We start from the raw sequence: 24,113 nt of genomic DNA, 5'->3' as shown, positions 1-24,113 counted from the left end.
CCGGGCAATCAACCGCCGGCGCTGCAGGATGGTACGCGTGCATTGACCCAGCGAAATATCCCCGTCGTAGCGCGGCGCCAGGCTGCGTTGACCGTCGAGTTCCCAATAGGAGAGCGCCACCGGCAGCACCGGCCGGCCGGCCGCCAGCGCCGGTTGTAACAGCGCGGCGTGGAAGTGCAGCAGGCAACGGCCATCGCTCGTCGTCCCTTCCGGAAAGACCGCCACATGCTTGCCCTGGGCGAGTATCCCGGCAATCTGTTCGTTGATGATTCGGGCGTGGCCCCGGCTGCCACGGCGCAGAAAGACCGTGTCGTTCTTGGCGGCCAGCCAGCCGATCACCGGCCAGCGCCGCACCTCTTCCTTCGACACGAAAGCCGACGGCAGTGCGGCATTGATGACGAAGATATCCACCCATGAGATGTGGTTGGCAACCAGCAAGGCACCGGGTACGGCGTGTGTCAGGTCGGCTTCCAGCTCGATCCCCAGCGCATCGAGGATCGCGGCCGACCAGGTCTGCTTGAGCAACAGGCGCCGCCGGTCGCCGCAAATGCGGAACAGCGTCAAGGCGACGATGGCCCCGCAGAGGATCAGCAGGGCCAGTCGCAGGCAACGGAAGGCGCGAACGAGGAAGTAGGTCTGGTTCAGGCTTCTTGTCCGAGATAGTGCTTGGCGTAACGACCGGAAACCTTGGCCATCGGCATCAGGATGGGCAGGTCGGCCGTGTTGAAATCGGGATCCCAGGCTGGTTCGCCGCAAATCCAGGCCCCGGCGCGCAGGTAACCCTTGATCAGCGGCGGCACTTCGGCCGGGCGATCCTGCTGCAGGGCAGCCAGCGGCAGCGGACAACGCGGAAAGACGCGATACTCCTGCGGCCCCAGGTGATCGGCAGCCAGGCGATTATACAGACTGGCCGCGGCATGGCCGCCGTCCGCCATGCTGATCGAGGCACAGCCCATCAGGTAGTCGTAGCCGCGCTCCGTCATGTATTGCGCCAGGCCGGACCAGAGCAGGGTGATCGTGCCGCCCGTGCGGTAATCGGGATGAACGCAGGAACGGCCGATTTCGACCAGTCGGGAACGCAGGTGCTGCAAACGGGTGAGGTCGAACTCGTTTTCCGAGTAATAGCCGATCTGGCGGGCATTTTCCGGCGGCAGGATGCGATAGGTCCCGACAATCTCGCCGCTTTGCGTGTCACGCACCACCAGATGCTCGCAATAGGGATCGTAGATGTCGTGATCGACACCCGGCGTCCGGCTCGGCAGGTTGGCGCCCATTTCGCCGGCGAAAACGCGGTAACGCAGGCGCTGGGCATCCAGAATATCGCCCGGGCTGCGGGCAAGACCAACCGCCAGGCTCTTCTTTTCCGGGCGGCTCCGCCCGGCAATCTTCTCGACTTGTTCCATCTTGTTCTCCTTGGATTCCTGGAGAACAAGTCTGGAGCAGCGTTGTTACACGTCAGTTGCCTGCAGATGACACCTGTATTTCACGCCGAGCCTACCAAGGCAGCACCCCGAAGGCCTGGCGGTAGCGCTCGCCGATCTCTTCCCGGCTCGGCTGGTGATTCTGGCCCCCCCGGCAGGCAATCTTGATGGCGCCCATCACGGCGGCCAGACGGCCCGTCCTCTCCCAGTCGTAGCCGCTAGCGATGCCATAGAGCAAGCCTGCCCGGTAGGCATCGCCACAGCCGGTCGGGTCAACGATCTGCTCGGCCTGGACACAGGGAATGTCGTAACGCCGACCATCGGCGTGAATCTGCGACCCCTCGCCACCGCGCGTGACGATCAGTGCTTTCACTTCAACGGCCAGTTGTTCGAGGCTGCGGCCGGTACGGTCGCAGAGCAGTTTGGCTTCGTAATCGTTGAAGCAGGCGTAGTCGGCCAGGCGCATGAAATCGAGCAGTTCGTCGCCGTTGAACATCGGCATGCCCTGGCCCGGATCGAAGATGAAGGGCACGCCGGCCGCGGCAAAATCGCGGGCGTGCTGCATCATGCCCTCGCGGCCGTCGGGCGCGACGATGCCGAGACGGGCATTGGCCGTTTCCACTTTATTGAGGTGCGAAAAGCTCATCGCACCCGGGTGGAACGCGGTGATCTGGTTGTCGTCAAGATCGGTGGTGATGAAGGCCTGAGCGGTGAAACTGCCCGGCACCTGGCGGACATGGCTGCGGGTCAGGCCCAGTTTGTCCAGGCGATCCAGATAGGGGCCGGCGTCATCGCCAACGGTCGCCATGATCGTCGCATTCCCCCCGAGCAACATCAGGTTGTACGCGATATTGCCGGCACAGCCACCGAACTCGCGGCGCATTTCCGGTACCAGGAAGGCGACGTTCAGGATGTGGATCTGCTCGGGCAGGATGTGATTCTTGAAACGGTCGGCGAAGACCATGATGTTGTCGTAGGCCAGCGAGCCGCAAATGAGCGTAGTCATGATGATTCAGGGATAGAAAATGTAGAGGCGGTAACCCGAGGCCCCGAGCCCCTTCGCCTCGATCCACAGGCGGACGGCGACATCGACATTGGGCGGGAAGGCATCGGACGTGGTGCCGGGTGGCAGGTACTCAGCCGCGTACATGACGCGACGGGCGACGACGGCATCGTTGGTGTCCGTCAGACTCAACTCCAGTGCTGGCCAGGCCTGGGCATGGGCAGCGCGGTTCTTCAGCGTCGCCTGTAGCACGAACAGGCCGCGCGCCGTGTCAGATTGCAGGTCGGAGGTCTCGATCGACACCAAGGCCGGGTTTCTCGGCAAGGGAAGGTCGATGCCCAGCGCTTCATAAGTCGCCGCCAGCGACGGCAGGCGGAGAACGATGTCGGTACGGAAATGCAGCAGGATCTGAGCCACCAGCGCCAGGAGGAGCAAGACGGCGACGAGCACGAAAGGCCAGCGCGCCCGACGCGACTCCTCGCCATCGAACACGCCACGACCATCGCTGGCCAGGGTGCCGGCCGCCCAACGGTTGTAGGCCGCCGTGTCAGCCAGTTCGCGCGCCGCGACCAAACCGGCTTCGCGAGCGGCCTGGGCGGACTGCTCGGGTGTTTCATCGGCGCCCGGCGGATTTTCGACTGCAGCAGGCAGTTGCCCGGTGTAGGGCTGAACATCCGGGCGGGGTGCGGCAATCAAGGTCTCGGCGGCGTCGAAGCGAGCCTCTGGCAGTTGAGCGTCCATTTCCCGCGCCTCGGCCGACGGCCGCGCAGCCGGCTCCAGCGGGAAAGCACCGGCCTCGTCCGGTGCTGGCGCAGCGACGGCGGGGAGCGCCTCAAGCAGATCTTCCTGCGGGAAACTCTCCGGGCTGGCCACAATGGTGGCCGCCGGGTCGAATTCGATGGCAGCGATTTCCGGGGAATCTGGCATGCCAGACACCTCGAACGGAAGCGGTTCCGGCAGTGCGGATTCGTCAGCCAGCGGCGTGACGACCGGCGGGCTCTCTTCACGGCTCTCAGCCTGCCAGTGATCGAAAGCGTTGAAAACGGCCTGGCAATGGCCGCAACGCACCTTGCCGGCCTTGCGCCGCAGTTGTTCGGAGGTCACCCGGAATACGGTGGCGCATTCCGGGCAACGGGTACGCATCAGGGCCGGGTTCCCGCCAGACATACCCAATCCTCGCGCACGTCAGCCACCTGCAGCGGCAACCACTGGGCGTAGATGGCGATGATTTCTTCCGCCTGCTCGCGCAGGATGCCGGACAACGCCAGCCGGCCGCCCGGGCGGACATGGGCGCAGATGGCCGGCGCCAGCACGCGTAGCGGGTTGGAAAGAATGTTGGCGACGACAACATCGTACTCACCGGCAACCGGCGCCGCCGAATCGGCGAACTGCGCCACGACACCATTCCGTTCGGCATTGGCATTGGCCGCCTCGACGGCCTGCGGGTCGATATCGACCCCGGCCACCCGGCCGGCCCCCAGCTTCGCCGCGGCGATGGCCAGGATGCCGGAACCACAGCCGTAATCGAGCACCGAGCAACCGGCGCTGACGTTGCGCTCCAGCCATTCGAGGCAGAGGCGTGTCGTTGGATGCGAGCCGGTGCCAAAAGCCATGCCCGGATCGAGAATCAGATTGATCGCCGACGGATCGGGCGATTCATGCCAGGACGGGACGATCCACAGGCGCTCTGAAATACGGATCGGATCGAATTGCGACTGGGTCAGCTGGACCCAGTTCTGTTCGGCCACCGCCTCGACGGTGTAGGCCGGCATGGCGGACAGACCGATGGCCTGCATTGCTTCGCCCAGCACCGCATCGATATCGGCATCCGGCTCGAGCAGCACGACGACCCGGGAATGCGTCCAGCCCGGCGTATTGACCGAGCCCGGCTCACCGAACTGCGGCTGCTCGTCGGGCGTGCCGGCATCGGCATCCTCGATGCACGCCGACAGCGCACCGGCTTCGAGCAGGGCGTCGCACAGCGGCTCGGCGTGCGACGCGTCGGTCAGGAAACAGACATTACGCCAGGCCATGGCTTACGCCTTGACCTCGCTCTTGTCTGCCAGCTTGTGCTCCAGGTAATGGATGCTGGTGCCGCCCTCGATGAAGCGGGCATCCTGCATCAGTTCCTGGTGCAGCGGGATGTTGGTCTTGATGCCCTGGATGCTCATTTCGGACAGCGCGATGCGCATGCGACGGATGGCCTGCTCGCGGGTATCGCCGTAGGAAATAACCTTGGCGACCATCGAGTCGTAATGCGGTGGCACGCGGTAGCCCTGGTAAATGTGCGAATCGACCCGGATGCCAGGGCCGCCCGGCGGGTGATAGAACTCGATATTGCCGGGAGATGGGACGAACGTGAAGGGATCTTCGGCGTTGATGCGGCATTCGATGGCATGGCCGCGGAAGACGATGTCCTTCTGCTTGTAGCGCAGCTTCTCGCCGGCAGCGACACGGATCTGCTCCTGCACGATATCGACACCGGTGATCATTTCGGAAACCGGATGTTCGACCTGAACGCGGGTGTTCATTTCGATGAAGTAGAACTCGCCGTTTTCGTACAGGAATTCAAACGTACCGGCGCCGCGGTAGCCGATCTTGCGGCAGGCTTCGGCACAACGTTCGCCGATGCGCGAGATCAGGCGGGCCGGAATGTGCGGCGCCGGTGCTTCCTCGATCACCTTCTGGTGACGGCGCTGCATGGAGCAATCGCGCTCGCCGAGGTAGATGGCATTCTTGTATTCGTCGGCCAGCACCTGGATCTCCACGTGACGCGGGTTTTCCAGGAATTTTTCCATGTAAACAGCCGGATTGCCGAAGAACTGGCCGGCTTCCTGACGGGTCATCGCCACGGCATTGACCAGCGCCGCCTCGGTATGCACGACGCGCATGCCGCGACCACCGCCACCGCCAGCCGCCTTGATGATCACCGGGTAACCGACGGCTCGGGCGATCTTGACGATTTCCTTGGGGTCTTCCGGCAACGCACCATCGGACCCGGGCACACAGGGCACGCCGGCCGCCTTCATGGCATCCTTGGCCGACACCTTGTCACCCATCAGACGGATGGTTTCGGCCTTCGGGCCGATGAAGACAAAGCCCGAGGTCTCGACGCGCTCGGCGAAGTCGGCATTTTCGGACAGGAAACCGTAGCCCGGGTGGATAGCCTGGGCATCGGTCACTTCGGCCGCCGAAATGATTGCCGGGATGTTCAGGTAGCTTTGCGCCGAGGCGGCCGGGCCAATACAGACCGATTCGTCGGCCAGCTTGACGTACTTGGCTTCGCGATCGGCCTCGGAGTGCACGACGACCGTCTTGATGCCCAGTTCGCGGCAGGCGCGCTGGACGCGGAGAGCGATCTCTCCTCGATTTGCAATAAGGACTTTTTCAAACATGACGGGCTACTCAGCCGATCACGAACAGCGGTTCGCCGAATTCGACCGGCTCGCCGTTCTCGACAAGGATGGCCTTGACGACGCCGGAGGCATCGGCTTCGATTTCGTTCAGCAGCTTCATGGCCTCGATGATGCACAGGGTTTCGCCCTGCTTGACCGCTTGGCCGACCTGCACGAACGCTTCGGCACCGGGCGACGGTGCGCGGTAGAACGTGCCGACCATCGGCGATTTGACGACATGACCTTCCGGCAGTTCGTCCTCGTCCTCCAGGTTGACCGAGGAAGCCGCCGGAGCGCCACCGGCGGCCGGCATCGGAGCGGGCACCATGTATTGCTGCATCGGCGCCGCGCCGACAGCACCGTAATGCTTGGCGATGCGGACCTTCTCCTCGCCTTCGGTCACTTCCAGTTCGGAGATGCCGGATTCCTGAACGAGGTCGATCAGTTTCTTCAGTTTACGCAGATCCATGAAAAACTCCTTTTCTTTGCACCCGTTGGGTGCAAGCGCGCCGGCCGCAGCCGGGCTAGTCAATATTAAGCTGGTTAAGCAGGTATTCGAGGGCCAGCAGATAGCCCTGATGACCCAGCCCGCAAATGACGCCGACGGCCAGGTCCGAAAAATAGGAGTGATGCCGGAAAGCTTCCCGGGCATGCACATTGGAGAGGTGAACCTCGACGAAGGGAATGGCCACCGCCGCCAGCGCATCGCGCAAGGCGACACTGGTGTGCGTATAGGCGGCCGGATTGATGATGATCGCGCTCACGCCCTGTTCGCGGGCAGCGTGGATACGCTCGATCAGGGCACCCTCGTGATTGCTCTGGAACGCTTCCAGTTCGACACTCGCAGCTTCAGCCATCCGGGCCAGCGCCATGTTGATGTCGGACAGCGTGACGCGGCCGTAGTGCTCCGGCTCGCGCGTTCCCAACAGGTTCAGGTTGGGACCGTGCAGAACCAGGAAACGTGGCTTTTCGACTGGGCTCGACGTGGATTTTCGCTTCGTCATGGCAGCAAGTTTGCCGCAAATCGGCGCATTTTGTCCAGTTTACTCGGCAAGCAGGAGGCGCAGGGCATCGGCGCGGATGCGTTCGCGCGGGCGGCCGTCGCGGAACTTGAGGGCGACTCTTTCGAGATGGGGCGGCATGATAACAAGATTGGCATCTGCCGTGTCCGTTTCCATAACGAGGACAGCTTCGACCCGTTCGCTACGTGGCTCGGCATGCTCGACATCGATGCCGCGATTGAGCAGGAATATTTCGACCTCCTTGGCGCTGTCGGCAAACAGCAGGATGTCGATACGCGAGTGCTCGCCCGCCGTGCCGTCGAGCACCGAGCCAGTCAGGTAGGGATTGAACGGCGCCAGCAGTTCCAACAGGTCGAGGGCCGTCTGGCGCAAGGCGAGCAGCATCTCGGCATGGTCTTCACCCTGGTAGAGGCTGCGGTAGGCGCGCAGCTCGGCCTCGACCTCGGCATTGTCCGGGAAGGCGGTATGTTCGGGCAGCCCCAGCTGGCGGGCAGCCTTGCGCTTGGCAAGATGAAAGTCGGTAATGCCGTCCTCGGCCATCAGGCGGGCGGCGGCGCTGGCGATACTGGCCCGGATGCCGAAGCCCGGGCGTTGCCTTTCATGACGGGTCATGGGGACGCGATCAAGGTAGAATCGCCCCCATTCTAACGGGTCTCTGTGACATGCACATTCACATTCTGGGCATCTGCGGCACCTTCATGGGCGGCATTGCACAACTGGCCGTCGCTGCCGGCCACAAGGTCACCGGTTGCGATGCCAACGTCTATCCACCGATGAGCGACCAATTACGCGGCGCCGGCATCGAACTGATCGAAGGTTTCGCCGCCGACCAGACCGCGCTGCAACCGGACATCTACGTCATCGGCAACGCCATTTCGCGCGGCAATCCGCTGCTCGAAGCCATCCTCGACCAGGGCCTGCCCTACGTTTCCGGCCCGCAATGGCTGGCCGAGAACGTCCTGCAAGGGCGTTGGGTGCTGGGCGTGGCCGGCACCCATGGCAAGACGACCACCAGCGCGATGCTGGCCTGGATTCTGGAAGATGCCAACATGGCCCCCGGTTTCCTGATCGGTGGCGTACCAATGAATTTCGGCGTCTCGGCGCGTCTTGGCGACACCCCCTTCTTCGTCATCGAGGCCGACGAATACGACACCGCTTTCTGCGACAAGCGCTCCAAGTTTGTTCATTACCGGCCGCGGACCGTCATCCTGAACAACCTGGAATTCGATCACGCCGACATCTTCAGCGATCTCGCTGCCATCGAAACACAATTCCACCACTTGGTGCGCACCCTGCCCCAATCCGGCCTGATCGTCACCAATGCCGCCGAAAGCAGCCTGGAGCGGGTATTGCAGCGCGGCTGCTGGACCCCGGTCGAGCGCTTCAATGACCCGGCCGGCTACCGGACAAGCGGCGACGATGCGCGCGGCGAACTCGCCCTGCACGGACCGGACGGCGTGATCGGCCGCACCCGCTGGCAACTGACCGGCGAGCACAACCGGGCCAACGCCTGCGCCGCCCTGCTCGCCGCCCGTCATGTCGGCGTGCCGCTGGCTCAGGGCCTGGATGCCTTGTCGCGCTTCGAAAACGTCAAACGGCGCATGGAAGTACGCGGCATGGTGCGCGGCATCACCGTCTATGACGATTTTGCCCATCACCCGACCGCCATCGCCACCACCGTCGCCGGCCTGCGCCGCAAGGTGGGCCAGGGGCGCATTCTGGCCGTGCTCGAACCGCGTTCCAATACCATGAAGCTGGGCACGATGAAGGCGCAACTGCCGGACAGCCTGCGCGAGGCCGATACGGCCTTCTGCTATGCCGCCAACCTCGGCTGGGACGCCCGCGAAGCCCTCGCCCCGATGGGCGCGCGGGCCATTGTCGACGACGATCTGGACCGCCTGGTTGACCAGGTTGCCTTGGCGGCAAGACCGGGCGACCATATCCTGGTCATGAGCAATGGCGGCTTCGGCGGCATCCACGGCAAGCTGCTGAACGCGCTGGCCGACTGATTCCCGCACGCGCCGACATAAAAAAGCCGCCGAGGATTTCGGCGGCTTTTTGTTGGCCGGATCACGGCAGGATCACCGTAGATCAGCGCTCCATCGACTCCACGACCGCCAGGGCCGTCATGTTAACCAGGCGGCGAACGGTCGCCGTTGCGGTCAGCACATGCACTGGGCGAGCCGCACCGAGCAGGATGGGACCAATGGTGACGCCTTCGCCACCGGTCATCTTGATCAGGTTGTAGGAAATGTTGGCGGCGTCGATGTTCGGCATGACCATCAGGTTGGCTTCACCCTTGAGCGGCGAATCCGGATTGGCCTCGCGGCGAATCTCCTCGTTCAGTGCCGAGTCGCCGTGCATTTCGCCATCGACTTCCAACTCGCCGGCCGACAGTGCACTGACCAGGCCGGCCGCCGCCGCCATCTTGCGGGCGGACTCGGAAGAGCTCGAACCGAAGTTGGAATGGGACAGCAGCGCGACCTTCGGCTGCAGGCCGAAACGCTTGACCTGCTCGGCGGCCATCAGCGTCATTTCGGCGATTTGCTGCGCATCCGGGTTCTCATTGACGTGCGTGTCGCAGATGAACATCGAACGGCCGGGCAGCATCAGGTAGTTCATCGCCGCCATCGTATTGACGCCGTTGCGCTTGCCGATGATGTTCTGGATGACGCCAAGGTGGTGGCTGTACTGGCCGCTCAGGCCGCAGATCAGGCCATCGGCGTAGCCGAGCTTGAGGAGCATGGCACCGATCACCGTCGGTTTGCGGCGCAGCGCATCCTTGGCGATGGCCGGGGTGACGCCGCGGCGCACCATCAGCTTGTGGTAAGCCTGCCAGCATTCGCGGTAGCGCTCATCGGATTCCGGATTGACGATATCGAAATCGACCCCCGGCTTGATACGCAAGTTGGCCTTTTCCAGGCGGCGCTCGATGATGTCCGGACGGCCGATCAGGATCGGACGGGCGAATTTCTCTTCGACGACGACCTGAACGGCACGCAGGACGCGCTCCTCCTCACCCTCGGCGTAGATGATGCGCTTGCCCTGGGCCTGGCGGGCAGCCTGGAAAATGGCGCGCATGCCGATACCGGTGTGGTAAACGAACTCCGACAGCTTGGCGCGATAGGCGTCCCAGTCGGTGATCGGCCGGGTGGCGACACCCGAATCCATCGCCGCCCGGGCGACGGCCGGGGCAATCTTGACGATCAGACGCGGATCGAAGGGCTTCGGAATCAGGTATTCCGGACCGAAGGAGAGCACGTGGCCCGGATAGGCCATGGCCACTTCGTCGGTAACTTCGGACTCGGCCAACTCGGCGATGGCGCGCACCGAGGCGAGCTTCATCTCTTCGGTGATACGCGTCGCGCCGACATCGAGCGCACCGCGGAAGATGAAGGGGAAGCACAGCACGTTGTTGACCTGGTTCACGTAGTCGGAGCGACCGGTGGCGATGATCGCCTCCGGGCAGACCTCCTTGACCAGTTCCGGCATGATTTCCGGCGTCGGGTTGGCCAGCGCGAAAATCATCGGCTTGGCTGCCATGGTCTTGACCATGTCCTGCTTGACGACACCTGCCGTGGACAGGCCGAGGAAAACGTCGGCGCCGACCATGGCGTCAGCCAGCGTGCGCTTGTCGGTTTCCCGGGCGTAGCGCGCCTTGGTGGCGTCCATGCCACCCGGGCGGCCGACGTAAATGACGCCCTTGGAGTCGCAAACGGTGATGTTCTCGCGTTTGACACCAAGGTCGCACCACAAGTTGAGGCAGGAAATGGCGGCGGCGCCGGCGCCCGAGCAGACGACCTTGATCTCGTCGATCTTCTTGCCGACCACCTTCAGGCCGTTGAGCATGGCAGCAGCGGAAATGATCGCGGTACCGTGCTGATCGTCGTGGAAGACGGGGATGTTCATCCGTTCCTTGAGCTTCTCCTCGATGTAGAAGCACTCCGGGGCCTTAATGTCTTCCAGGTTGATGCCGCCGAGCGTCGGCTCCATGGCGGCGATCATGTCGATCAGCTTGTCCGGGTCGTTCTCGGCCAGTTCGATGTCGAAGACGTCGATGCCGGCGAATTTCTTGAACAGGCAGCCCTTGCCCTCCATCACCGGCTTGGCGGCGAGCGGGCCGATATTGCCGAGGCCGAGCACGGCGGTACCGTTGGTGACGACGCCGACCAGGTTGGCACGGGACGTATACAGCGCGGCCGTCGCTTCATCCTCGACGATTGCATCGCAGGCTGCGGCTACGCCCGGGGAATAGGCCAGCGCGAGGTCGCGCTGGTTGGTCAGGCCCTTGGTCGGGCGGACGGAAATCTTGCCGGGGGTGGGCCAGCGATGGTATTCGAGTGCGGCTTCGCGCAAATCCTTTTCCACGAAATCTCCTTGGCGTTCGGGTATAGGGAAAACCCTGTAGATTACTCCAAAGGTTTAGCCTCGGGAAGCGTAATTATGAATTACAGCGAACTCTACGTGTAATCCGTAAATGGGGGGTGGCCGCGGGCGGCTGCCGCCAGCGAACGCCCGACCCGCCTTTCAGAACCGATGCGAAAGAGTCAGCCGCAAGGTACGCGGTTCAGTCGGGTGGACATGCCGGTCGAAGCTGGCCGCCGTCTCGCCGCGCAGCTGCGAGTCATACCAGTACTCGATGTCGTTTGCCTGGCGGTCGAACAGGTTGTAGACGTCGAGGGCCAGTTGGGTCCGCTGGTCGATCTTGTAGCCGACCCGCAGGTTAGTCAGCGCCGACGCCCGGGAGCGCACCGAGTCGTCCTCGACCAGGGGACGCGGACCAAAGTAGCGCAAGCGCAGCGCGCCGAACCATGGCCCGAGATGATCGAGCGTCAGGCCAATATTGGCCGTTGTCGTCACCGCCCCCGGGATATGGTCGCCGACAACCGGGTTGTGGTCGCGGAAACGGGCATGCGACCAGGCGAGATCGGCGTCGATCGCCAACCAGTCGGCCAGGACGTAAAGGTTCGTCCATTCGACACCACGACGGCGCGAGGGGCGGGAGGCTTCCGTGGTCCCGGCATCGCCGACGAAAAGCAATTCGGAAGCGGCATCGAGCTGCCACAGGGAGACCGTGGATCGCCAGCCAGGGAGCGGTTCGCTGCGCAAACCGATCTCGTATCCACGGGTACGGACCAGCGGCTTGACACGCTGCACCGGCGTCGTGCCATCGGCCGGATCGACCGTGATCGTCGTCCCCCGCGCATCGTTCGAATGAAAGCCATGACCGTAGTTCAGATAAAGCTCAGTCTTTTGCCACGGGCCCCAGATCAGCGCCAGCTTGGGGGTCACCATCTGGTCGCTGGCCCGGCCGGAATTGCTGGCCAGGCTGGCATCGATGTCGAAGTCGTAGGCATCGGCACGCAAGCCATGGATCGAACGGAACCAACTGGTCCATCGCGTTTCGTTCTGCGCCCAGAACCCGAGACTACGCTGGGTGACCCTGTCCTCGCGGACCGTACCGACCGTCTGCCGCCCCGCGGTGGCGTACAGGCCGACCGGGTACAGGCGGTCGATCCGCCCCTGCAGGCCGATACGGTTCTCGACCTCGAAAGCCCCCCAGCGGTCGAATACGGTGTGCGACAGGGCGAAGCCGCCGGCTTGCCGGCGCTCACCCTGCTTGAACTGGTCGCCGGTATCGCAGGTGCCGCTCCGGGCGTAGTCGTTCAGGCAATACTGGAAATTGGACCACAGGTCGAGACTGGACTTGAGCCACCAGACGTTGGCCTTGGTCTGCGCGCTGGCCCAGCGTTTGGCCCACTCCCCGGACAGGCTGAAGCGGCTGGTTTCGCCGCCGGTCGTCGGATCGAGCGTGCCGAAGCGGCCGACCAGCCCGCTGTCGATAGCGCGCTGGGCAATCTGGTCAGTGGACGTCCATTGGCCCCGGTAGGCCATGCCGGTCAGCGAAAAACCGTCATTGCGCGTCCCCTGGCTGTAACGCAGCACGCCGCTGAACTTGCGGTAGTTCTCGGGCACCGCCCACGGTCCGTCGTTATGGAAGAGTTCCAGGCCATACAGCAGATTGCCGCCCCCCACTTCCGGCGAGCCGGCCAGCAGGCTGCGCGCATAGCCCTTCTCGCCCAGCGTGATCTGCGCCAGCGAGGCATCCATCCGGCGGAAATAGTCGATATGCGCGGCGCCGGCCGACGCGAAATCGCCCTCTTCCGCAAAGTAGGGCCCCTTGCGGAAGGCGATGCGGTCGACCAGTTCGGGAATCAGGAAATTGAGATCGGTGTAGCCCTGGCCGTGGGCATGCGTCGGCATGTTGACCGGCACGCCACCGACAAAAGTGGCGAAATCGGTCCCGTGGTCCAGATTGAAACCGCGCAGGAAATACTGGTTGGCCTTGCCGTCCCCGGCGTGCTGCGTGACGATCAGGCCGGGCACCATTTCGAGCGCCTCGCCGGGGCGCAGGATGGGCACGGCGGCCAGCCGCTGACTGGAGACCACACCCTCACTGCCGGCGGCGGCGATGCCCTCGAGATTTTCAGCCCTGGCTCGCACTTCGACGGCGGACAATTCGGTCGACTCATGAGCGCCGACGCTGGCGGTTGCCAGCAGCAGATAGGAACAAATAAATTTTTTTCTTAATTGCATTATTTAAAAAGCCGGTTGCCCGGCTATCCCTCCGCAAAACCTAGGCTGGCACCACCCGGCGCGTCAGGCGCACCGCGGCGAGAAAACTGACGGCGATGATCACCACCAGCAGAAAACCGAAGAGGAGTTCCTTGCCGTCGCTCCACGCATCGACCGCCGGCGACAGCATCTTGGCGGCGCCGAAGGCGGCGACCAGCAGGCTGACGCCGGAGACGACCAGGCCCATGACGCGTGAGGCGACCAGCGCCACCTGGTCGGCGCGCGCAATCAGGCGGGCGATCCACAAGCCGTTGATGCCGTCGGTGAGCAGCATGCCGAGCATGAACAGCACAGCGAGGAGCAGCGCGTGCTGCCAGCCGCCGAACTGGGTGGCGGTCAGTGCGAAGAAGGCGGCTTGCGACAGGGTGTCGAAGGACAGTGCGAACAGCGACCCGACCAGGGCAATCAGGCCGGGGTGTGAAACATGGCGCAGATTGCCGAGCAGCCGGCCCTTGAGGCCGATCGGCTGGACGATCTCATGCGGTTCGGCGCGCAGCACGGCCGACAGGTTCAGGCTGCCCAGGACGACGAGGAAGGCAATGGAGATGACGCCGCCCAAGGTGCCGAACCACTCCGGCACCGCCCACTGCCCGGCCAGAACGGAAACCCCCAGCGCGATGGCCATCACCACGGCACCATGGCCGAGCGAGAACAGGGTGCCGCAGTAACGGGCCAACCCGGGCTGGCAGCGGGCGTTGTAGCGGGTCAGGCCGTCGATGGTGGCCAGGTGGTCGGCATCGAAGCCATGCTTCATGCCGAGCACAAAAGTCAGGATCAGCAGGGACAGCCAGTCAGTGGGCAGCGCTTCCATGGGCATCTCGTATGAAGGTTTCCTGCATCTTCATACAAGGAGCGTGCCAGATCAATAAGTCCTTGTTTGGCTTGATTTCATGCGCCAAGCCATTCCGCAACAGCGCGAAAACTGATCAGCGGCTTTCCACCGGAAGTGACAATTCGAATTCCGCCCCGCCTTGCGGCCGGTTGCGCGCCCTCAGCTTGCCACCGTGCCGCTCGACGATGCCATAGCTGATCGACAGGCCGAGCCCGGTGCCCTGGCCGACGGGCTTGGTGGTGAAGAAGGGTTCGAACAGGCGGCCCAGGTTTTCCTCGGCGATCCCCGGGCCGTTATCGGTGAAGCGCAGCACAACCATGTCCCCGGCGTAGCCCCCGCTCACCGTCAGGCGGGCATCCGGCTGGCGAGCCGTGGCGTCGCAGGCATTCTGCACGAGGTTCATCATGACCTGCTGCAACTGGCCGGAAGAGCCGGAGCAGACCAGGCCGGGCGGCAGGTCGACATCGGCGGCGAACTTTGCCGAGGCACTCTGCACCACCCAGCGCACCGAGCGCTCAACCACCTCGTTCAGGTTGACCTGCTCGGGCGTCATCTTGTCCACCGCCGAGAAGCGCTTGAGGGCGTCGACGATGTCGCGCGTCCGCTCGGCCCCCTCGATCATGCCGTCGATCAGGTGCGGCATGTCGGCCAGGATGCGGTCGATGCGCAACTCCTCGCGCATGGCCTGCAGGGCGCCGTCATCGGCCGCCGCGCTGGCGTGCACCGCGCCGAGGTAGCTCTCCAGCCGACTGGCGTAGCGCTTCAGGGACAATACATTGCCCAGCACGAAGCTGATCGGGTTGTTCAGTTCGTGCGCCACACCGGCCACCAAGCGGCCGAGCGACACCATCTTCTCGGCGTGCAGCAACTGGCCCTGGGTCCGCTTGAGGTCTTCGTGCGCCTGGCGCAGCGCCGAATAGGCCCGGCGCAGTTCGCCGACCGGCCGGCCGGTGACCACCATGCCCATCAGCTTGCCGGTCTGCGACAGGCGCGGCGTGCAGTTCATCGACACCGGCACCGTCGAGCCGTCGCCGGCACGCAGGAAGAATTCGCAATCGTGCACGCCCTGCCGGCCCTGGCGGGTGAAGACGTCGCGCGCCCGGGCCCGCTCGCCCTCATCGGCGAACAGGTCGAAGATCGGCTTGTGGGTGAGTTCATCGGCAGTCTTGCCGGCGATGTGGCGGAGCGAGGGATTGACCTCCTCGATATTGCCGTTGCGGTCGCAGACGATCAGGATGTCCGACATCGAGGCGAGCACACTCTCGATGAACTGGTGCGACTCCTCCAGCGCGGCGTTTTTCTCTTCCAGCGCGACTTCGTACTGCAAGAGGTCGTTGTAGACCTCGTCCATCTTCTGGATGACCTCGATCCACGCCGTTTCGCCACCCGGCGGCAGCGGTGAATCGGGTGTCAGGTCGGGCGGTGCGTCAGCGGGCGGGACGGTAGTGGACATGGGCTTCGCCGTGCGCGTCGTGGGCATGGTGATGCTCGGCTTCCAGCGCAATGACATTGAGCTTGCCGTGGCGCACGCCCCGCTCGGCCATCAGCGCATCGGCGAAGTGCCGGACATCGGCCGCTGCGCCCTTGAGGATGACGGTCTCCAGGCAATTGTCGTGATCAAGATGGGTGTGCATGGCGGCCACCGTCAGGTCGTGGTGGTCGTGCTGCAAGCCGGTCAGGCGCTCGGCCAGTTCGCGCTCGTGGTGGTTGTAAACGTAGGACAGGTTGGCGACGCAGTGGCCGGCCGGCGTCTCACGTTGCCGGTCGCCCTCGATGGCGCCGCGGATCAGGTCGCGCACTGCTTCGGAACGGTTGCTGTAGCCACGCCCGGCGATCAGTTGGTCGAACTGCCGGGCGAGCGACTCATCGAGCGAAATGGTGAAACGTTCCATGCAAATTTGCTCCTTGCTAAATACGTACGGCTTCAGCGCTGCTAGGATGACCTGATCGCATTCTAACGTTTCCCGTCCGGATACCGCCCCGATGAGCCCCCCGCCCGACATCGAATCCATCCGTGCCGCCTTGCGCCACGTGGCCGATCCCGAGATCGGCGCCAACATCGTCGACCTCGGCTTGGTGTACAGCATCGCCTTCGACGACAAGTTGCTGCGGGTGGAAATGACCATGACCTCGCCGGCCTGCCCGATGGGCGACATGATCCTCGACGATGCCTACGCCGAACTGGCACGTGTGCTGCCGGCCGACTACGAGGCCGACATCCGCGTCGTCTGGAATCCGCCCTGGGAGCCATCGATGATGAGCGAACAGTGCCGCATGCGCCTGGGCTGGAGCGAGCATGATGCTGGCTGAGCCATGGCCGATGTGAAGCCCGGCGGGCGCCTTCCCCTGCTCTTCTTCGGCATGCTGTCGCTGCTCGGCGGCGTGCTGGCCGGTCTCGCCCGCCTCGACTGGCACGTACCGACCCCGGCCGCGCAAGCGGCGGGAGTGCATGGCCCGCTGATGATCGCTGCCTTCTTCGGTACGGTAATCAGCCTCGAACGGGCGGTCGCCATCAGCCAGCGCTGGGCCTATCTGGCACCGCTTGCCGCCGGGGCCAGCGGGGTGATGCTGCTGGCCGGCGCCCCGCTGCTCGCCGGGCAAGTGTTCGGCAGCCTGGCCGCCCTCGGCCTGATCGCCGCCAGCCTCGTTGCCTGGCAACGCCAGAAGGCGGTGTTCACCGTCGTCCTCGCTCTCGGCGCTGCCTGCTGGCTGGTCGGCAACCTGGCCTGGCTGTTGGGTGGCGATGTCGGCGGCGCCGTACCCTGGTGGCTGCTCTTCCTGGTCCTGACCATCGCCGGCGAACGCCTCGAGCTGACCCGCTTCCTGCCGACACCGCCAGCGGCCCGCCGGATTTTCATCGCCCTCGTCGGCCTGTTGCTGTTCGCCGCGGCGCTCGGCAGCGACCGCCTGCTGGCCGCCGGCCTGATCGCCCTGGCCGGCTGGCTGCTGCGCTACGACATCGCGCGGCGCAACATCGGCACCACGGGGCTGACCCGCTTCATCGCCGCCTGCCTGCTTTCCGGCTATGTCTGGCTGGCCATCGCCGGCCTGCTCGGGCTGGCTGGCGCCCTCACCCCCGGCCATCCGTGGCGCGATGCCGCGCTGCACGCCATCGGCCTCGGCTTTGTCTTCGCGATGGTCTTCGGCCATGCGCCGATCATCTTTCCGGCCGTCACCCGGATCCGGATTCCGTATCACCCGGCCCTCTACCTGCCGCTGGCGTTGCTGCATCTGACGCTGGCCGGACGCATCCTGGGCGGCCTGGGCAACCATTTTGCGCTGCGTCAGTACGCAGCACTCACTAACGGGCTCGTGCTGATCGTCTTCATCGCCACGATGGTGACGCTGGTTCGCAGCAAGGCCCCGGGAGGTCCCTCATGAAACGTCACGCTGCCCTGCTCCAACACTCGCGCGAACACCACCACTCCCTCAAGCTGGCCCGCCTGGCCAGCTTTGCTGCCGACTCCGGCTCGCCCGAAGCGATTGCCCAGGCGGCGGCAACCATCCTCGAAGAATGCCCGGAAACCATCGAAGCGCATTTTCGCGGAGAGGAAGAGGGCATCCTGCAACAGATGGAAGCCATCGGCCAGCATGAACTGGTCGCCCGCACACTCGCCGAGCATGCCCGGCTACGCGAACTGTGCCAACACATGCGCCAGCCGGATGCGGCGACGCTGGCCGAATTCGGCAACCTGCTGCGCGATCATGTACGCTTCGAGGAGCGCGAGTTGTTCGAGGTGGCGCAGGATCTTCTCTACCCGGTTTCCGCCTGACGGCCGGGCACCGGACATGGCGCCCTAGCGCAGACGCCGGAAGACGGTGGTCGCACCGTCGCGTTCGCGCACGCTGAACATATCCCGTTCAACGGCCAGTACCGGCGTCGGGTCGTCGATCACCCGCTCTCCCTGACGCACGCTCCACACGAGGGTTTTACCTTCGACCCGCCAGAGGCCATATTGCAGCACCGACCCATCGGCCTGGCGCAATTCCCACTCGCCATTGGCGGCCAGATGCAGCGGCGTCACCGCCCGGGCGGATTGCCAGTCGCCGACAAAATCGCGTTCACTGATCCGCTGGCAGGCGGCCAGGCCGAGCAACGCCAACAGCACCAGGCTGCGCCGAGCGCGCTGCTTCATTCGTCGCCCGACATCGGGCGCGAGCGGAAACGGGCGATCTCGGCTTCGCGCTTCATCTGCTCGGCCTCCCGCTGCCGCCGCTCCTGCTCCTCCTTGCGGCGCTCGGCATCCTCCCGCGCCCGCCGGGCCTCTTCTTCGGCCCACTGGTTGGCAGCCGTGACCTGTGCGCCGAGACGGCGCGACTCTTCCTCAAAACGGCGCTGGGCACGCTCCTGTTCCTCGACCTGGCGCTGGCGTTCCGACGCCTCGCGGTCGGCGGATTCCTTGCGCTTGAGGTCGGCAATCAGCAATTCCGCCTCCTCGCGGCTGGCCGCCCGGATGCCGTAGGTCTGGTAGACGTCCTGCAGGTAGGCCTTCTCGGCAACCGGCGCTGCCGCATCGACAGCGCCCGTGTCATTGACCCGCTGGTAGGCGTTGAACATCACGCCAACCTGCAACACGAGGCCGACGATCATCAGCGTGGCAATGACCGTGAGCAGGATGCGCACCGGGTTGCGCCGCGAACTGCCGAGCGCAACCTCGACCTGCAGGGGCGCCTCGGCGCGGAAGGTGAGATTGCTCTGCCCGTTCAGCCCGGCATCGTAGGCCGCCCGGCGCTCGGCATCGGACAGCACGTCGAAGGCCTGCTTGAGCAGCTTGGCGCGCAGCTTGAGCTCGGCGTCGTCCGCCTGGCCAGCCGCCACTTCCCGCACGCGGCGCAGGTAAGCGGCGCTGATCGCGTCCAGGTCAGCCTCGGGGGCGATTCCCAGCAGATCGTAATAGGTCGTTTTCGGCATCGCGAAGTCGTTCCGGTCATCCAGCCGGCAAGGATACCAAAGGGCGGCCGCCACCGCCTTGCCCGGGCCTGGCCCCGGGTCTATATTGGAGTCCTGACCGACTCGTGTTTCGCAGGGCCCCATGGCTGGCACATCCGCCGTACCCGACGCGCTCCGGGCACTGATTGACGCACTGCTCGACGGCGATCACGCCGCTGCGCTGGCCGAAACCCGCCGCCTTCGGCAGGCCGGCTTGCCGGCGGAAACCATCGTCACCGCCGGGCTGGAAACGGCCATGTCCCGGCTGGACGACAAATGCACGGTCGAAAGCTTCAACCTGCTCGAAATCATGCTGGTCGGCCGCGCCGTTTCCGCCGTCGTGCGCGAACTCTACCCGGAAGGCCTGCCGCGCGACGACCGCCGCGGCACGCTGGTCGTCGCGACGCTGGAAGGCGATGTGCATGACCTGGGCAAGAACATCGTCAAGATGGTGCTGATCGGCAAGGGTTACCGCGTGGTCGACCTCGGCCGCGATTGCCCGATCGACACCCTGGTGGCCGCCACGGCGCGGGAAGGGGCGCGCGGCGTGCTGATCAGCGGCCTGATCAGCACCATCGTCCCGCAGGTCCGCCGGGTGCGCACGGCGCTGCGTGCCCATGGGCTGGATGCGGTCTGGGTGGTGGCCGGCGGCGCCGCGCTGAAACAGTTCGCAGCGGCAGAACTCGATGTCGATTACGTCGCCGAGAACGCCTTCGACGGGGCGCGCTACATCGAACGACGCCTCGAGGGTGAGGTGCCATGAACGGCTACGAACGCCTGCTGGCGACAATTCGCGGCCAGGCGGCCGACCGGACGCCGGTCGCCCCGCAATTGTTCGGCCACGCCGCCCACCTGTGCAACGTCAGCCTGCGCGATTACGAGCAGAGCGGCGCCCTGATGGCCGACTGCCAACTGCGCATGCAGGCGCATTACCGGAGCGACGCGGTTTTCGCCTTCATGGATTTCTGCGTCGAGAGCGAGGCGCTCGGCTCGCGCGTCCGCTTTTACGACACGCAATACCCGGAAATCGTCGATTACGTGCTGCCGGCGCAGGCCGACGCCGGCGCGCTGCGCCTGCCCGACCCCATGGCCGACGGCCGCCTGCCGGAAATGCTGCGCGGTATCGCAGCCCTGCGCGCTGGCCTCGGCGACCGCGTGCTGCTCACCGGCTGTCTGCTCGGCCCGATGACGCTGGCCGCCCAGCTGTACGGTATCGAGAACGCCCTCTTCCTGGCGGCCGATATGCCGGAGCGCTACGAAACCGCCCTTGATTTCGCCACCGCGTGCGCCATCCGCTATGGCCAGGCCCAACTCGCCGCCGGCGCCCATCTGGTCACCGTATTCGACCCGGCCGCCTCGCCGGCCGTCGTGCCACCGGCCTTTTTCCGGCAATTGCTGCTGCCCCGCCTGCAACGCCTGCTCGCCGCCCTGCGCCGGGCCGGCGCGCTGGCCACCTGGCTCAACATCGCCGGACCGACGGCGCCCATCCTCGCCAGCTACCCGGCGGCCGGCGCCGACATCGCCACTTTCGACTACGAGGTCAGCGTTGCCGAAGCCTGCCGGCTGCTGCCCGACAGCTGCCTGGTCGGCAACCTGAAGGCGCTTGATTTCCTCGATGCCCACCCGGAACGCATCACGCTGGCCGCCCGGCAACTGGTCGACGCCTGCCGCGAGCGGGGCCGGTTCATCCTCTCCTCTGGCTGCGAGATTCCACCCGAATCGGCCCCGGCCAACATCGCGGCGCTGCTCGCCGCCTGCGACGCCGGGGGATAGGGGCCATGCCGCGCCTGACCGTCCTGGTGCAAGGCAAGCCGCATGTGCTCAGTTTCCGGCCCGGTGCCTCCTTACGCGAGATTCTCGACCGCAGCGACTACCGGGTACGCTCCGCCTGCCTGGGCCACGGCGCCTGCGGCCTGTGCCAGGTTCGCCTGCTGAGCGGCGAGGGCGGGCCGCACCAGCCGGCCGAGCAGTTCCAGCTCAGCGCAAGCGACCTGACCGAGGGCAAGCGCCTCGCCTGCCAGATGCGCCCGACCACCGACCTGACGGTGGAGATCCTCAACCCGCCGCCGCCTTCCGGCTGGCGCACGCCGCCGGAAGGGCTGACCTACGCCCCGGCCGGCTTCGCTGCCGACCGGCCGCCACCGCCCGGCGTGTCCCATCCGGTCGGCGCGGCAGTGGATCTCGGCACCACCCACCTCTCCATCGCCGTCCATAGCCTGGCCAGCGGCCAGCGCCTGGCCGAGCGCTGGGGCAAGAATCCGCAAGGCCGCTTCGGGTCCGATGTGGTGACCCGCCTGATGGCGGCGCAACGGCCCGAGGTGGCCGAGGCGCTGGCCTTTGCCGCCCGCCATGCGATCGGCGAGGCGATCGCGGATGTCGCCCGGCGCGAGGGGCTGGACTGCCGCGCCTTCAGCCGGGTCACCGTCGTCGGCAACACCGCCATGCTCGCCCTGCTGGCCGATCGGAATCACCACCTGCTGCTGCAGCCGGCCTACTGGATGGCACCGTTGGAATGCACCACGATCGACGGCGCAGCCTGGGCACAGGCCTGGGGCATCGCCCGCCAGGCGCAGATCGAACTGGTGCCGCCCCTCGGCGGCTTCGTCGGCTCCGACCTGATCGCCGGGCTGGTCGCCTGCCGGCTGACCGAAGGCAGCGCCCCGGCCCTCTTCATCGACTTCGGCACCAATTCCGAAATCGCGCTATGGACCGGCAGTGACCTCTGGGTGACGGCGACGGCCGGCGGCCCGGCCTTCGAAAGCGGCGCCGGCAGCTGCGGTACGCCGGCCGAGGCGGGCGCCGTGTTCCGCGTCGCCGAGACGGCGGACGGCGGGCTCGCCTTCCGGGTGCTCGACGACGATTGCGCCCACGGCCTGTGCGGTTCCGGCCTGGTCGACCTCGTCGCCTGCCTGCGCCGCCGTCAGCGGCTCGATGCGAAGGGCAGGTTCGCCGAGGGTGCCAAAAACTTCGCCTTCGCCGTCGGCGAGCGGGAATTCAGCCTCGGCCTGCGCGACATTGATGCCTTGCAGCGCGCCAAGGCGGCCGTCGGCGCCGGCATCGCCGCCCTGAGCGCAGTCGCCGGATTGCCGCTCGCTGCGCTGCAGCGCGTCGTCGTCGCCGGCCTGTTCGGGCGCTATCTGGATATCGCCAATGCCCAGGCAATCGGCCTGCTGCCCAGCGTGCCGGTCTCACACATCGAACTGGTTGGCAACACGGCGGCGGCCGGCGCGACGGCCCTCCTGCTGTCGACCCAGGCGCAGGCCATGGCCAACCGCTTGCGCCAGCAGGCCCAACTGATCAACCTGGCCCACCGGCCCGAATTCGAGGACGCCTTCCTCGAACACCTCTACCTGCGGCCGACGGAAGCGAGCTGAACCATGAACGAAAGACGCCTGCCCCCCGACGCGGCCCTCGCCGCCATCGTCAAATCGGCGCAATACCTCGGCGGCATGGTGTCGCACCAGGAAATCTGGCTGCAACTGGGCCGCCTGATCCGCCGCTTTTTTGCCATCGACCTCGCTGCCTTCGCCAGCCGCAACCCGGACGGCTCGATCCGCCTGCTGCACTGCGACGCGGCCGATCCGGCACTCTGCGGGCAACTGGCAAGCACCGGTGCCGACAGCATCGCCACTGTCTTCGACAGCGGCTTCCTGCTCACCGCCAACCTCGCCCTGCCCGCCCGCTACACGCTGGCTTTTCTGCCACTCGGTGCCGGGCGCCGCCATACCGAATACGTCATGGTGCTCGGTCTGAGCGGCGAGGAGCCGCTGACCAAGGACAGCCTGGGCCTCTACCTCGGCTTGGCCGGGCTGATCGAAACGACCCTTGATCGCCTGACCTCGCAGCAACGCTTCCTGAGCATGGCCGACAACGTGCCGGAACTGCTCTTCGAAATCGAACAGCAGCCGGACGGCGCGCTGCGCCTGACCTACGCCAGCCGGGGCAGCCGCGAAGTGCTCGGCGTTTCGCCCGATACCCTGCTGGAAAACGCCGAAATCCTCTTCGCCGGTTTCCCCGTCCGCGAGCGCCAAGCGCTCGAGGACGGCCTCCGCGCCGCGGCAGCAAGTGGCGAACGCCTGCACCTGACCCTGCACTGGCGGGGACCGGACCAGGCCGAACGGCACCTCCTGTTCAACGCCAAACCGGCCACCGGCGAGGAAGGCAACCCGGCCTGGGACGGTGCGATCCAGGATGTCAGCGAGCGGGAGCGCCTGCAGGAGGAAAGCCGCCGCAATCTGACCCGCCTGAACCAGAGCATGGAAAACGCCATCCAGGCGATTGCGGCAACCATCGAAATGCGCGACCCGTACACCGCCGGCCATCAGCGTCGGGTGTCCGAACTGGCGACACACCTGGCCCGCGCGCTCGGCCTGTCGGACGACGCGGTGCATGGCATCCGGCTGGCCGCCGCCATCCACGACATCGGCAAGATCCATGTGCCGGCGGAAATCCTCAGCTACCCGGGGCGCCTGCCCGAGATCGAATTCGCGCTGATCAAGGCCCATCCGCGCATCGGCTACGACATCCTGAAGAATGTCGATTTCCCGTGGCCAGTGGCCGAGATGGTCTACCAGCACCACGAACTCCTCGACGGTTCAGGCTACCCGCGCGGCCTGCAGGGCGAGGCCATCATGCTTGGCGCCCGCATCATCACCGTCGCCGACGTCGTCGAAGCCATCGATCTCTACCGCCCCTACCGCCCCGGCCTCGGCATCGACGCCGCGCTGGACGAAATCACCGCCTACCGCGGCCAGCGCTACGATGATCAGATCGTCGCCTGCTGCCTTCGCCTGTTCCGCGAGGAAGGGTTCACTTTCGCCGACGTTAACGACATGAACATCTGGAAGGTGAAGTCCTGAAGCGGGGCGAAGGGA

At 65.5% G+C, this 24,113-nt stretch carries 23 protein-coding genes and 1 pseudogene; 8 read left to right on the top strand and 16 right to left on the bottom strand.

Going from position 1 to position 24,113, the window contains the following annotated elements; all coding sequences use genetic code 11:
• Positions 1-120 precede the first annotated feature (120 nt).
• From K420_RS20840 to K420_RS0105820, 9 genes and pseudogenes are all read right to left on the bottom strand, one after another.
• A pseudogene (locus tag K420_RS20840) lies at positions 121-438 on the bottom strand (lysophospholipid acyltransferase family protein); the annotation flags it as partial.
• A gap of 203 nt (positions 439-641) precedes the next feature.
• A complete protein-coding gene (locus K420_RS0105855; protein WP_035854561.1) occupies positions 642-1,403 on the bottom strand; it encodes a GNAT family N-acetyltransferase in 762 nt (253 codons plus the stop codon).
• Positions 1,404-1,494: 91 nt separating this feature from the next.
• Positions 1,495-2,427, bottom strand: a complete 933-nt coding sequence (locus K420_RS0105850) for a carbohydrate kinase family protein (RefSeq protein WP_027457251.1) — start codon at positions 2,425-2,427, stop codon at positions 1,495-1,497.
• A gap of 6 nt (positions 2,428-2,433) precedes the next feature.
• Positions 2,434-3,591, bottom strand: coding sequence for a DUF3426 domain-containing protein (locus K420_RS0105845; RefSeq protein WP_027457250.1), 1,158 nt, complete (start codon positions 3,589-3,591; stop codon positions 2,434-2,436).
• A complete protein-coding gene (prmA, locus tag K420_RS0105840; protein WP_027457249.1) occupies positions 3,567-4,457 on the bottom strand; it encodes a 50S ribosomal protein L11 methyltransferase in 891 nt (296 codons plus the stop codon). Before prmA ends, K420_RS0105845 begins: the two co-directional genes overlap by 25 nt.
• Positions 4,458-4,460: 3 nt before the next feature.
• Positions 4,461-5,819 (bottom strand): acetyl-CoA carboxylase biotin carboxylase subunit, encoded by a 1,359-nt coding sequence (gene accC / locus K420_RS0105835; protein ID WP_027457248.1) that lies wholly within the window; start codon positions 5,817-5,819, stop codon positions 4,461-4,463.
• A gap of 10 nt (positions 5,820-5,829) precedes the next feature.
• Positions 5,830-6,288 carry an acetyl-CoA carboxylase biotin carboxyl carrier protein gene (gene accB / locus K420_RS0105830; RefSeq protein ID WP_027457247.1) on the bottom strand — a complete coding sequence of 153 codons (459 nt, stop codon included), beginning with the start codon at positions 6,286-6,288 and terminating at the stop codon, positions 5,830-5,832.
• Between the two features lie 55 nt (positions 6,289-6,343).
• Positions 6,344-6,823 (bottom strand): type II 3-dehydroquinate dehydratase, encoded by a 480-nt coding sequence (gene aroQ / locus K420_RS0105825; protein WP_027457246.1) that lies wholly within the window; start codon positions 6,821-6,823, stop codon positions 6,344-6,346.
• A gap of 39 nt (positions 6,824-6,862) precedes the next feature.
• Positions 6,863-7,453, bottom strand: a complete 591-nt coding sequence (locus K420_RS0105820; protein WP_027457245.1) for a hypothetical protein — start codon at positions 7,451-7,453, stop codon at positions 6,863-6,865.
• Positions 7,454-7,503: 50 nt separating this feature from the next.
• Here K420_RS0105820 and mpl point away from each other — a divergent pair, with 50 nt between their 5' ends.
• On the top strand, positions 7,504-8,850 hold the full coding sequence (gene mpl, locus K420_RS0105815) for a UDP-N-acetylmuramate:L-alanyl-gamma-D-glutamyl-meso-diaminopimelate ligase (protein WP_027457244.1): 1,347 nt from the start codon (positions 7,504-7,506) through the stop codon (positions 8,848-8,850).
• Between the two features lie 82 nt (positions 8,851-8,932).
• Here the strand turns inward: mpl and K420_RS0105810 are convergent, their stop codons facing one another.
• The 5 genes from K420_RS0105810 to nikR all read right to left on the bottom strand — a co-directional run bounded on the left by K420_RS0105810 (position 8,933) and on the right by nikR (position 16,201).
• Positions 8,933-11,209 (bottom strand): NADP-dependent malic enzyme, encoded by a 2,277-nt coding sequence (locus tag K420_RS0105810; protein ID WP_027457243.1) that lies wholly within the window; start codon positions 11,207-11,209, stop codon positions 8,933-8,935.
• Positions 11,210-11,368: 159 nt separating this feature from the next.
• Complete coding sequence (locus K420_RS0105805; protein WP_027457242.1) at positions 11,369-13,438, bottom strand: TonB-dependent receptor; 2,070 nt, start codon at positions 13,436-13,438, stop codon at positions 11,369-11,371.
• Between the two features lie 40 nt (positions 13,439-13,478).
• Positions 13,479-14,288, bottom strand: a complete 810-nt coding sequence (locus tag K420_RS0105800; protein WP_027457241.1) for a HoxN/HupN/NixA family nickel/cobalt transporter — start codon at positions 14,286-14,288, stop codon at positions 13,479-13,481.
• A gap of 115 nt (positions 14,289-14,403) precedes the next feature.
• Positions 14,404-15,762 carry a PAS domain-containing sensor histidine kinase gene (locus K420_RS0105795; RefSeq protein WP_027457240.1) on the bottom strand — a complete coding sequence of 453 codons (1,359 nt, stop codon included), beginning with the start codon at positions 15,760-15,762 and terminating at the stop codon, positions 14,404-14,406.
• Positions 15,737-16,201 carry a nickel-responsive transcriptional regulator NikR gene (gene nikR, locus K420_RS0105790; protein WP_027457239.1) on the bottom strand — a complete coding sequence of 155 codons (465 nt, stop codon included), beginning with the start codon at positions 16,199-16,201 and terminating at the stop codon, positions 15,737-15,739. Before nikR ends, K420_RS0105795 begins: the two co-directional genes overlap by 26 nt.
• A gap of 91 nt (positions 16,202-16,292) precedes the next feature.
• On the opposite strand from nikR, the gene K420_RS0105785 reads away from it, so the two are divergent.
• The 3 genes from K420_RS0105785 to K420_RS0105775 are packed head-to-tail and all read left to right on the top strand — an operon-like array spanning position 16,293 to position 18,082.
• A complete protein-coding gene (locus K420_RS0105785; protein WP_027457238.1) occupies positions 16,293-16,619 on the top strand; it encodes a metal-sulfur cluster assembly factor in 327 nt (108 codons plus the stop codon).
• Positions 16,620-16,622: 3 nt separating this feature from the next.
• Positions 16,623-17,690: a hypothetical protein gene (locus K420_RS0105780; protein ID WP_027457237.1), complete on the top strand. Its 1,068-nt coding sequence runs from the start codon at positions 16,623-16,625 to the stop codon at positions 17,688-17,690.
• On the top strand, positions 17,687-18,082 hold the full coding sequence (locus K420_RS0105775; protein WP_027457236.1) for a hemerythrin domain-containing protein: 396 nt from the start codon (positions 17,687-17,689) through the stop codon (positions 18,080-18,082). Before K420_RS0105780 ends, K420_RS0105775 begins: the two co-directional genes overlap by 4 nt.
• 24 nt (positions 18,083-18,106) lie before the next feature.
• Here K420_RS0105775 and K420_RS0105770 read toward each other — a convergent pair whose 3' ends face one another.
• Both K420_RS0105770 and K420_RS0105765 read right to left on the bottom strand, forming a co-directional pair.
• Positions 18,107-18,445, bottom strand: coding sequence for a hypothetical protein (locus K420_RS0105770; RefSeq protein WP_027457235.1), 339 nt, complete (start codon positions 18,443-18,445; stop codon positions 18,107-18,109).
• Entirely contained in the window at positions 18,442-19,221 is a 780-nt protein-coding gene (locus K420_RS0105765) for a DnaJ domain-containing protein (RefSeq protein WP_027457234.1), read from the bottom strand. The genes K420_RS0105770 and K420_RS0105765 overlap by 4 nt, the downstream gene beginning before the upstream one ends.
• A gap of 121 nt (positions 19,222-19,342) precedes the next feature.
• Between K420_RS0105765 and K420_RS0105760 the strand changes: the two genes are divergently transcribed.
• The 4 genes from K420_RS0105760 to K420_RS19620 are packed head-to-tail and all read left to right on the top strand — an operon-like array spanning position 19,343 to position 24,098.
• Positions 19,343-20,002, top strand: coding sequence for a cobalamin B12-binding domain-containing protein (locus tag K420_RS0105760; protein ID WP_051452971.1), 660 nt, complete (start codon positions 19,343-19,345; stop codon positions 20,000-20,002).
• A complete protein-coding gene (locus tag K420_RS0105755) occupies positions 19,999-21,012 on the top strand; it encodes a uroporphyrinogen decarboxylase family protein (protein ID WP_027457232.1) in 1,014 nt (337 codons plus the stop codon). The genes K420_RS0105760 and K420_RS0105755 overlap by 4 nt, the downstream gene beginning before the upstream one ends.
• 5 nt (positions 21,013-21,017) lie before the next feature.
• Positions 21,018-22,613 carry an ASKHA domain-containing protein gene (locus K420_RS0105750; RefSeq protein ID WP_035854556.1) on the top strand — a complete coding sequence of 532 codons (1,596 nt, stop codon included), beginning with the start codon at positions 21,018-21,020 and terminating at the stop codon, positions 22,611-22,613.
• A 3-nt stretch (positions 22,614-22,616) separates the two neighbouring features.
• On the top strand, positions 22,617-24,098 hold the full coding sequence (locus K420_RS19620) for an HD-GYP domain-containing protein (RefSeq protein WP_051452970.1): 1,482 nt from the start codon (positions 22,617-22,619) through the stop codon (positions 24,096-24,098).
• The last annotated feature ends 15 nt before the right edge of the window (positions 24,099-24,113 follow it).

Source organism: Dechloromonas agitata is5 (assembly GCF_000519045.1).
Taxonomy (GTDB): Bacteria; Pseudomonadota; Gammaproteobacteria; order Burkholderiales; family Rhodocyclaceae; genus Azonexus; species Azonexus agitatus.
This window is presented reverse-complemented; position numbering and strand designations above follow the sequence as displayed.

What these genes read in the sequence shown, in the direction of transcription:
- K420_RS0105750 (WP_035854556.1), top strand. Translation starts at nt 21,018, where the DNA reads ATGCCGCGCCTGACCGTCCTGGTGCAAGGCAAGCCGCATGTGCTCAGT.
- K420_RS0105855 (WP_035854561.1), bottom strand. Translation starts at nt 1,403, where the DNA reads ATGGAACAAGTCGAGAAGATTGCCGGGCGGAGCCGCCCGGAAAAGAAG.
- mpl (WP_027457244.1), top strand. Translation starts at nt 7,504, where the DNA reads ATGCACATTCACATTCTGGGCATCTGCGGCACCTTCATGGGCGGCATT.
- K420_RS0105820 (WP_027457245.1), bottom strand. Translation starts at nt 7,453, where the DNA reads ATGACCCGTCATGAAAGGCAACGCCCGGGCTTCGGCATCCGGGCCAGT.
- prmA (WP_027457249.1), bottom strand. Translation starts at nt 4,457, where the DNA reads ATGGCCTGGCGTAATGTCTGTTTCCTGACCGACGCGTCGCACGCCGAG.
- aroQ (WP_027457246.1), bottom strand. Translation starts at nt 6,823, where the DNA reads ATGACGAAGCGAAAATCCACGTCGAGCCCAGTCGAAAAGCCACGTTTC.
- K420_RS0105780 (WP_027457237.1), top strand. Translation starts at nt 16,623, where the DNA reads ATGGCCGATGTGAAGCCCGGCGGGCGCCTTCCCCTGCTCTTCTTCGGC.
- nikR (WP_027457239.1), bottom strand. Translation starts at nt 16,201, where the DNA reads ATGGAACGTTTCACCATTTCGCTCGATGAGTCGCTCGCCCGGCAGTTC.
- accB (WP_027457247.1), bottom strand. Translation starts at nt 6,288, where the DNA reads ATGGATCTGCGTAAACTGAAGAAACTGATCGACCTCGTTCAGGAATCC.
- K420_RS0105800 (WP_027457241.1), bottom strand. Translation starts at nt 14,288, where the DNA reads ATGGAAGCGCTGCCCACTGACTGGCTGTCCCTGCTGATCCTGACTTTT.
- K420_RS0105785 (WP_027457238.1), top strand. Translation starts at nt 16,293, where the DNA reads ATGAGCCCCCCGCCCGACATCGAATCCATCCGTGCCGCCTTGCGCCAC.
- K420_RS0105765 (WP_027457234.1), bottom strand. Translation starts at nt 19,221, where the DNA reads ATGCCGAAAACGACCTATTACGATCTGCTGGGAATCGCCCCCGAGGCT.
- K420_RS0105760 (WP_051452971.1), top strand. Translation starts at nt 19,343, where the DNA reads ATGGCTGGCACATCCGCCGTACCCGACGCGCTCCGGGCACTGATTGAC.
- K420_RS19620 (WP_051452970.1), top strand. Translation starts at nt 22,617, where the DNA reads ATGAACGAAAGACGCCTGCCCCCCGACGCGGCCCTCGCCGCCATCGTC.
- accC (WP_027457248.1), bottom strand. Translation starts at nt 5,819, where the DNA reads ATGTTTGAAAAAGTCCTTATTGCAAATCGAGGAGAGATCGCTCTCCGC.
- K420_RS0105795 (WP_027457240.1), bottom strand. Translation starts at nt 15,762, where the DNA reads ATGTCCACTACCGTCCCGCCCGCTGACGCACCGCCCGACCTGACACCC.
- K420_RS0105805 (WP_027457242.1), bottom strand. Translation starts at nt 13,438, where the DNA reads ATGCAATTAAGAAAAAAATTTATTTGTTCCTATCTGCTGCTGGCAACC.
- K420_RS0105845 (WP_027457250.1), bottom strand. Translation starts at nt 3,591, where the DNA reads ATGTCTGGCGGGAACCCGGCCCTGATGCGTACCCGTTGCCCGGAATGC.
- K420_RS0105850 (WP_027457251.1), bottom strand. Translation starts at nt 2,427, where the DNA reads ATGACTACGCTCATTTGCGGCTCGCTGGCCTACGACAACATCATGGTC.
- K420_RS0105755 (WP_027457232.1), top strand. Translation starts at nt 19,999, where the DNA reads ATGAACGGCTACGAACGCCTGCTGGCGACAATTCGCGGCCAGGCGGCC.
- K420_RS0105775 (WP_027457236.1), top strand. Translation starts at nt 17,687, where the DNA reads ATGAAACGTCACGCTGCCCTGCTCCAACACTCGCGCGAACACCACCAC.
- K420_RS0105770 (WP_027457235.1), bottom strand. Translation starts at nt 18,445, where the DNA reads ATGAAGCAGCGCGCTCGGCGCAGCCTGGTGCTGTTGGCGTTGCTCGGC.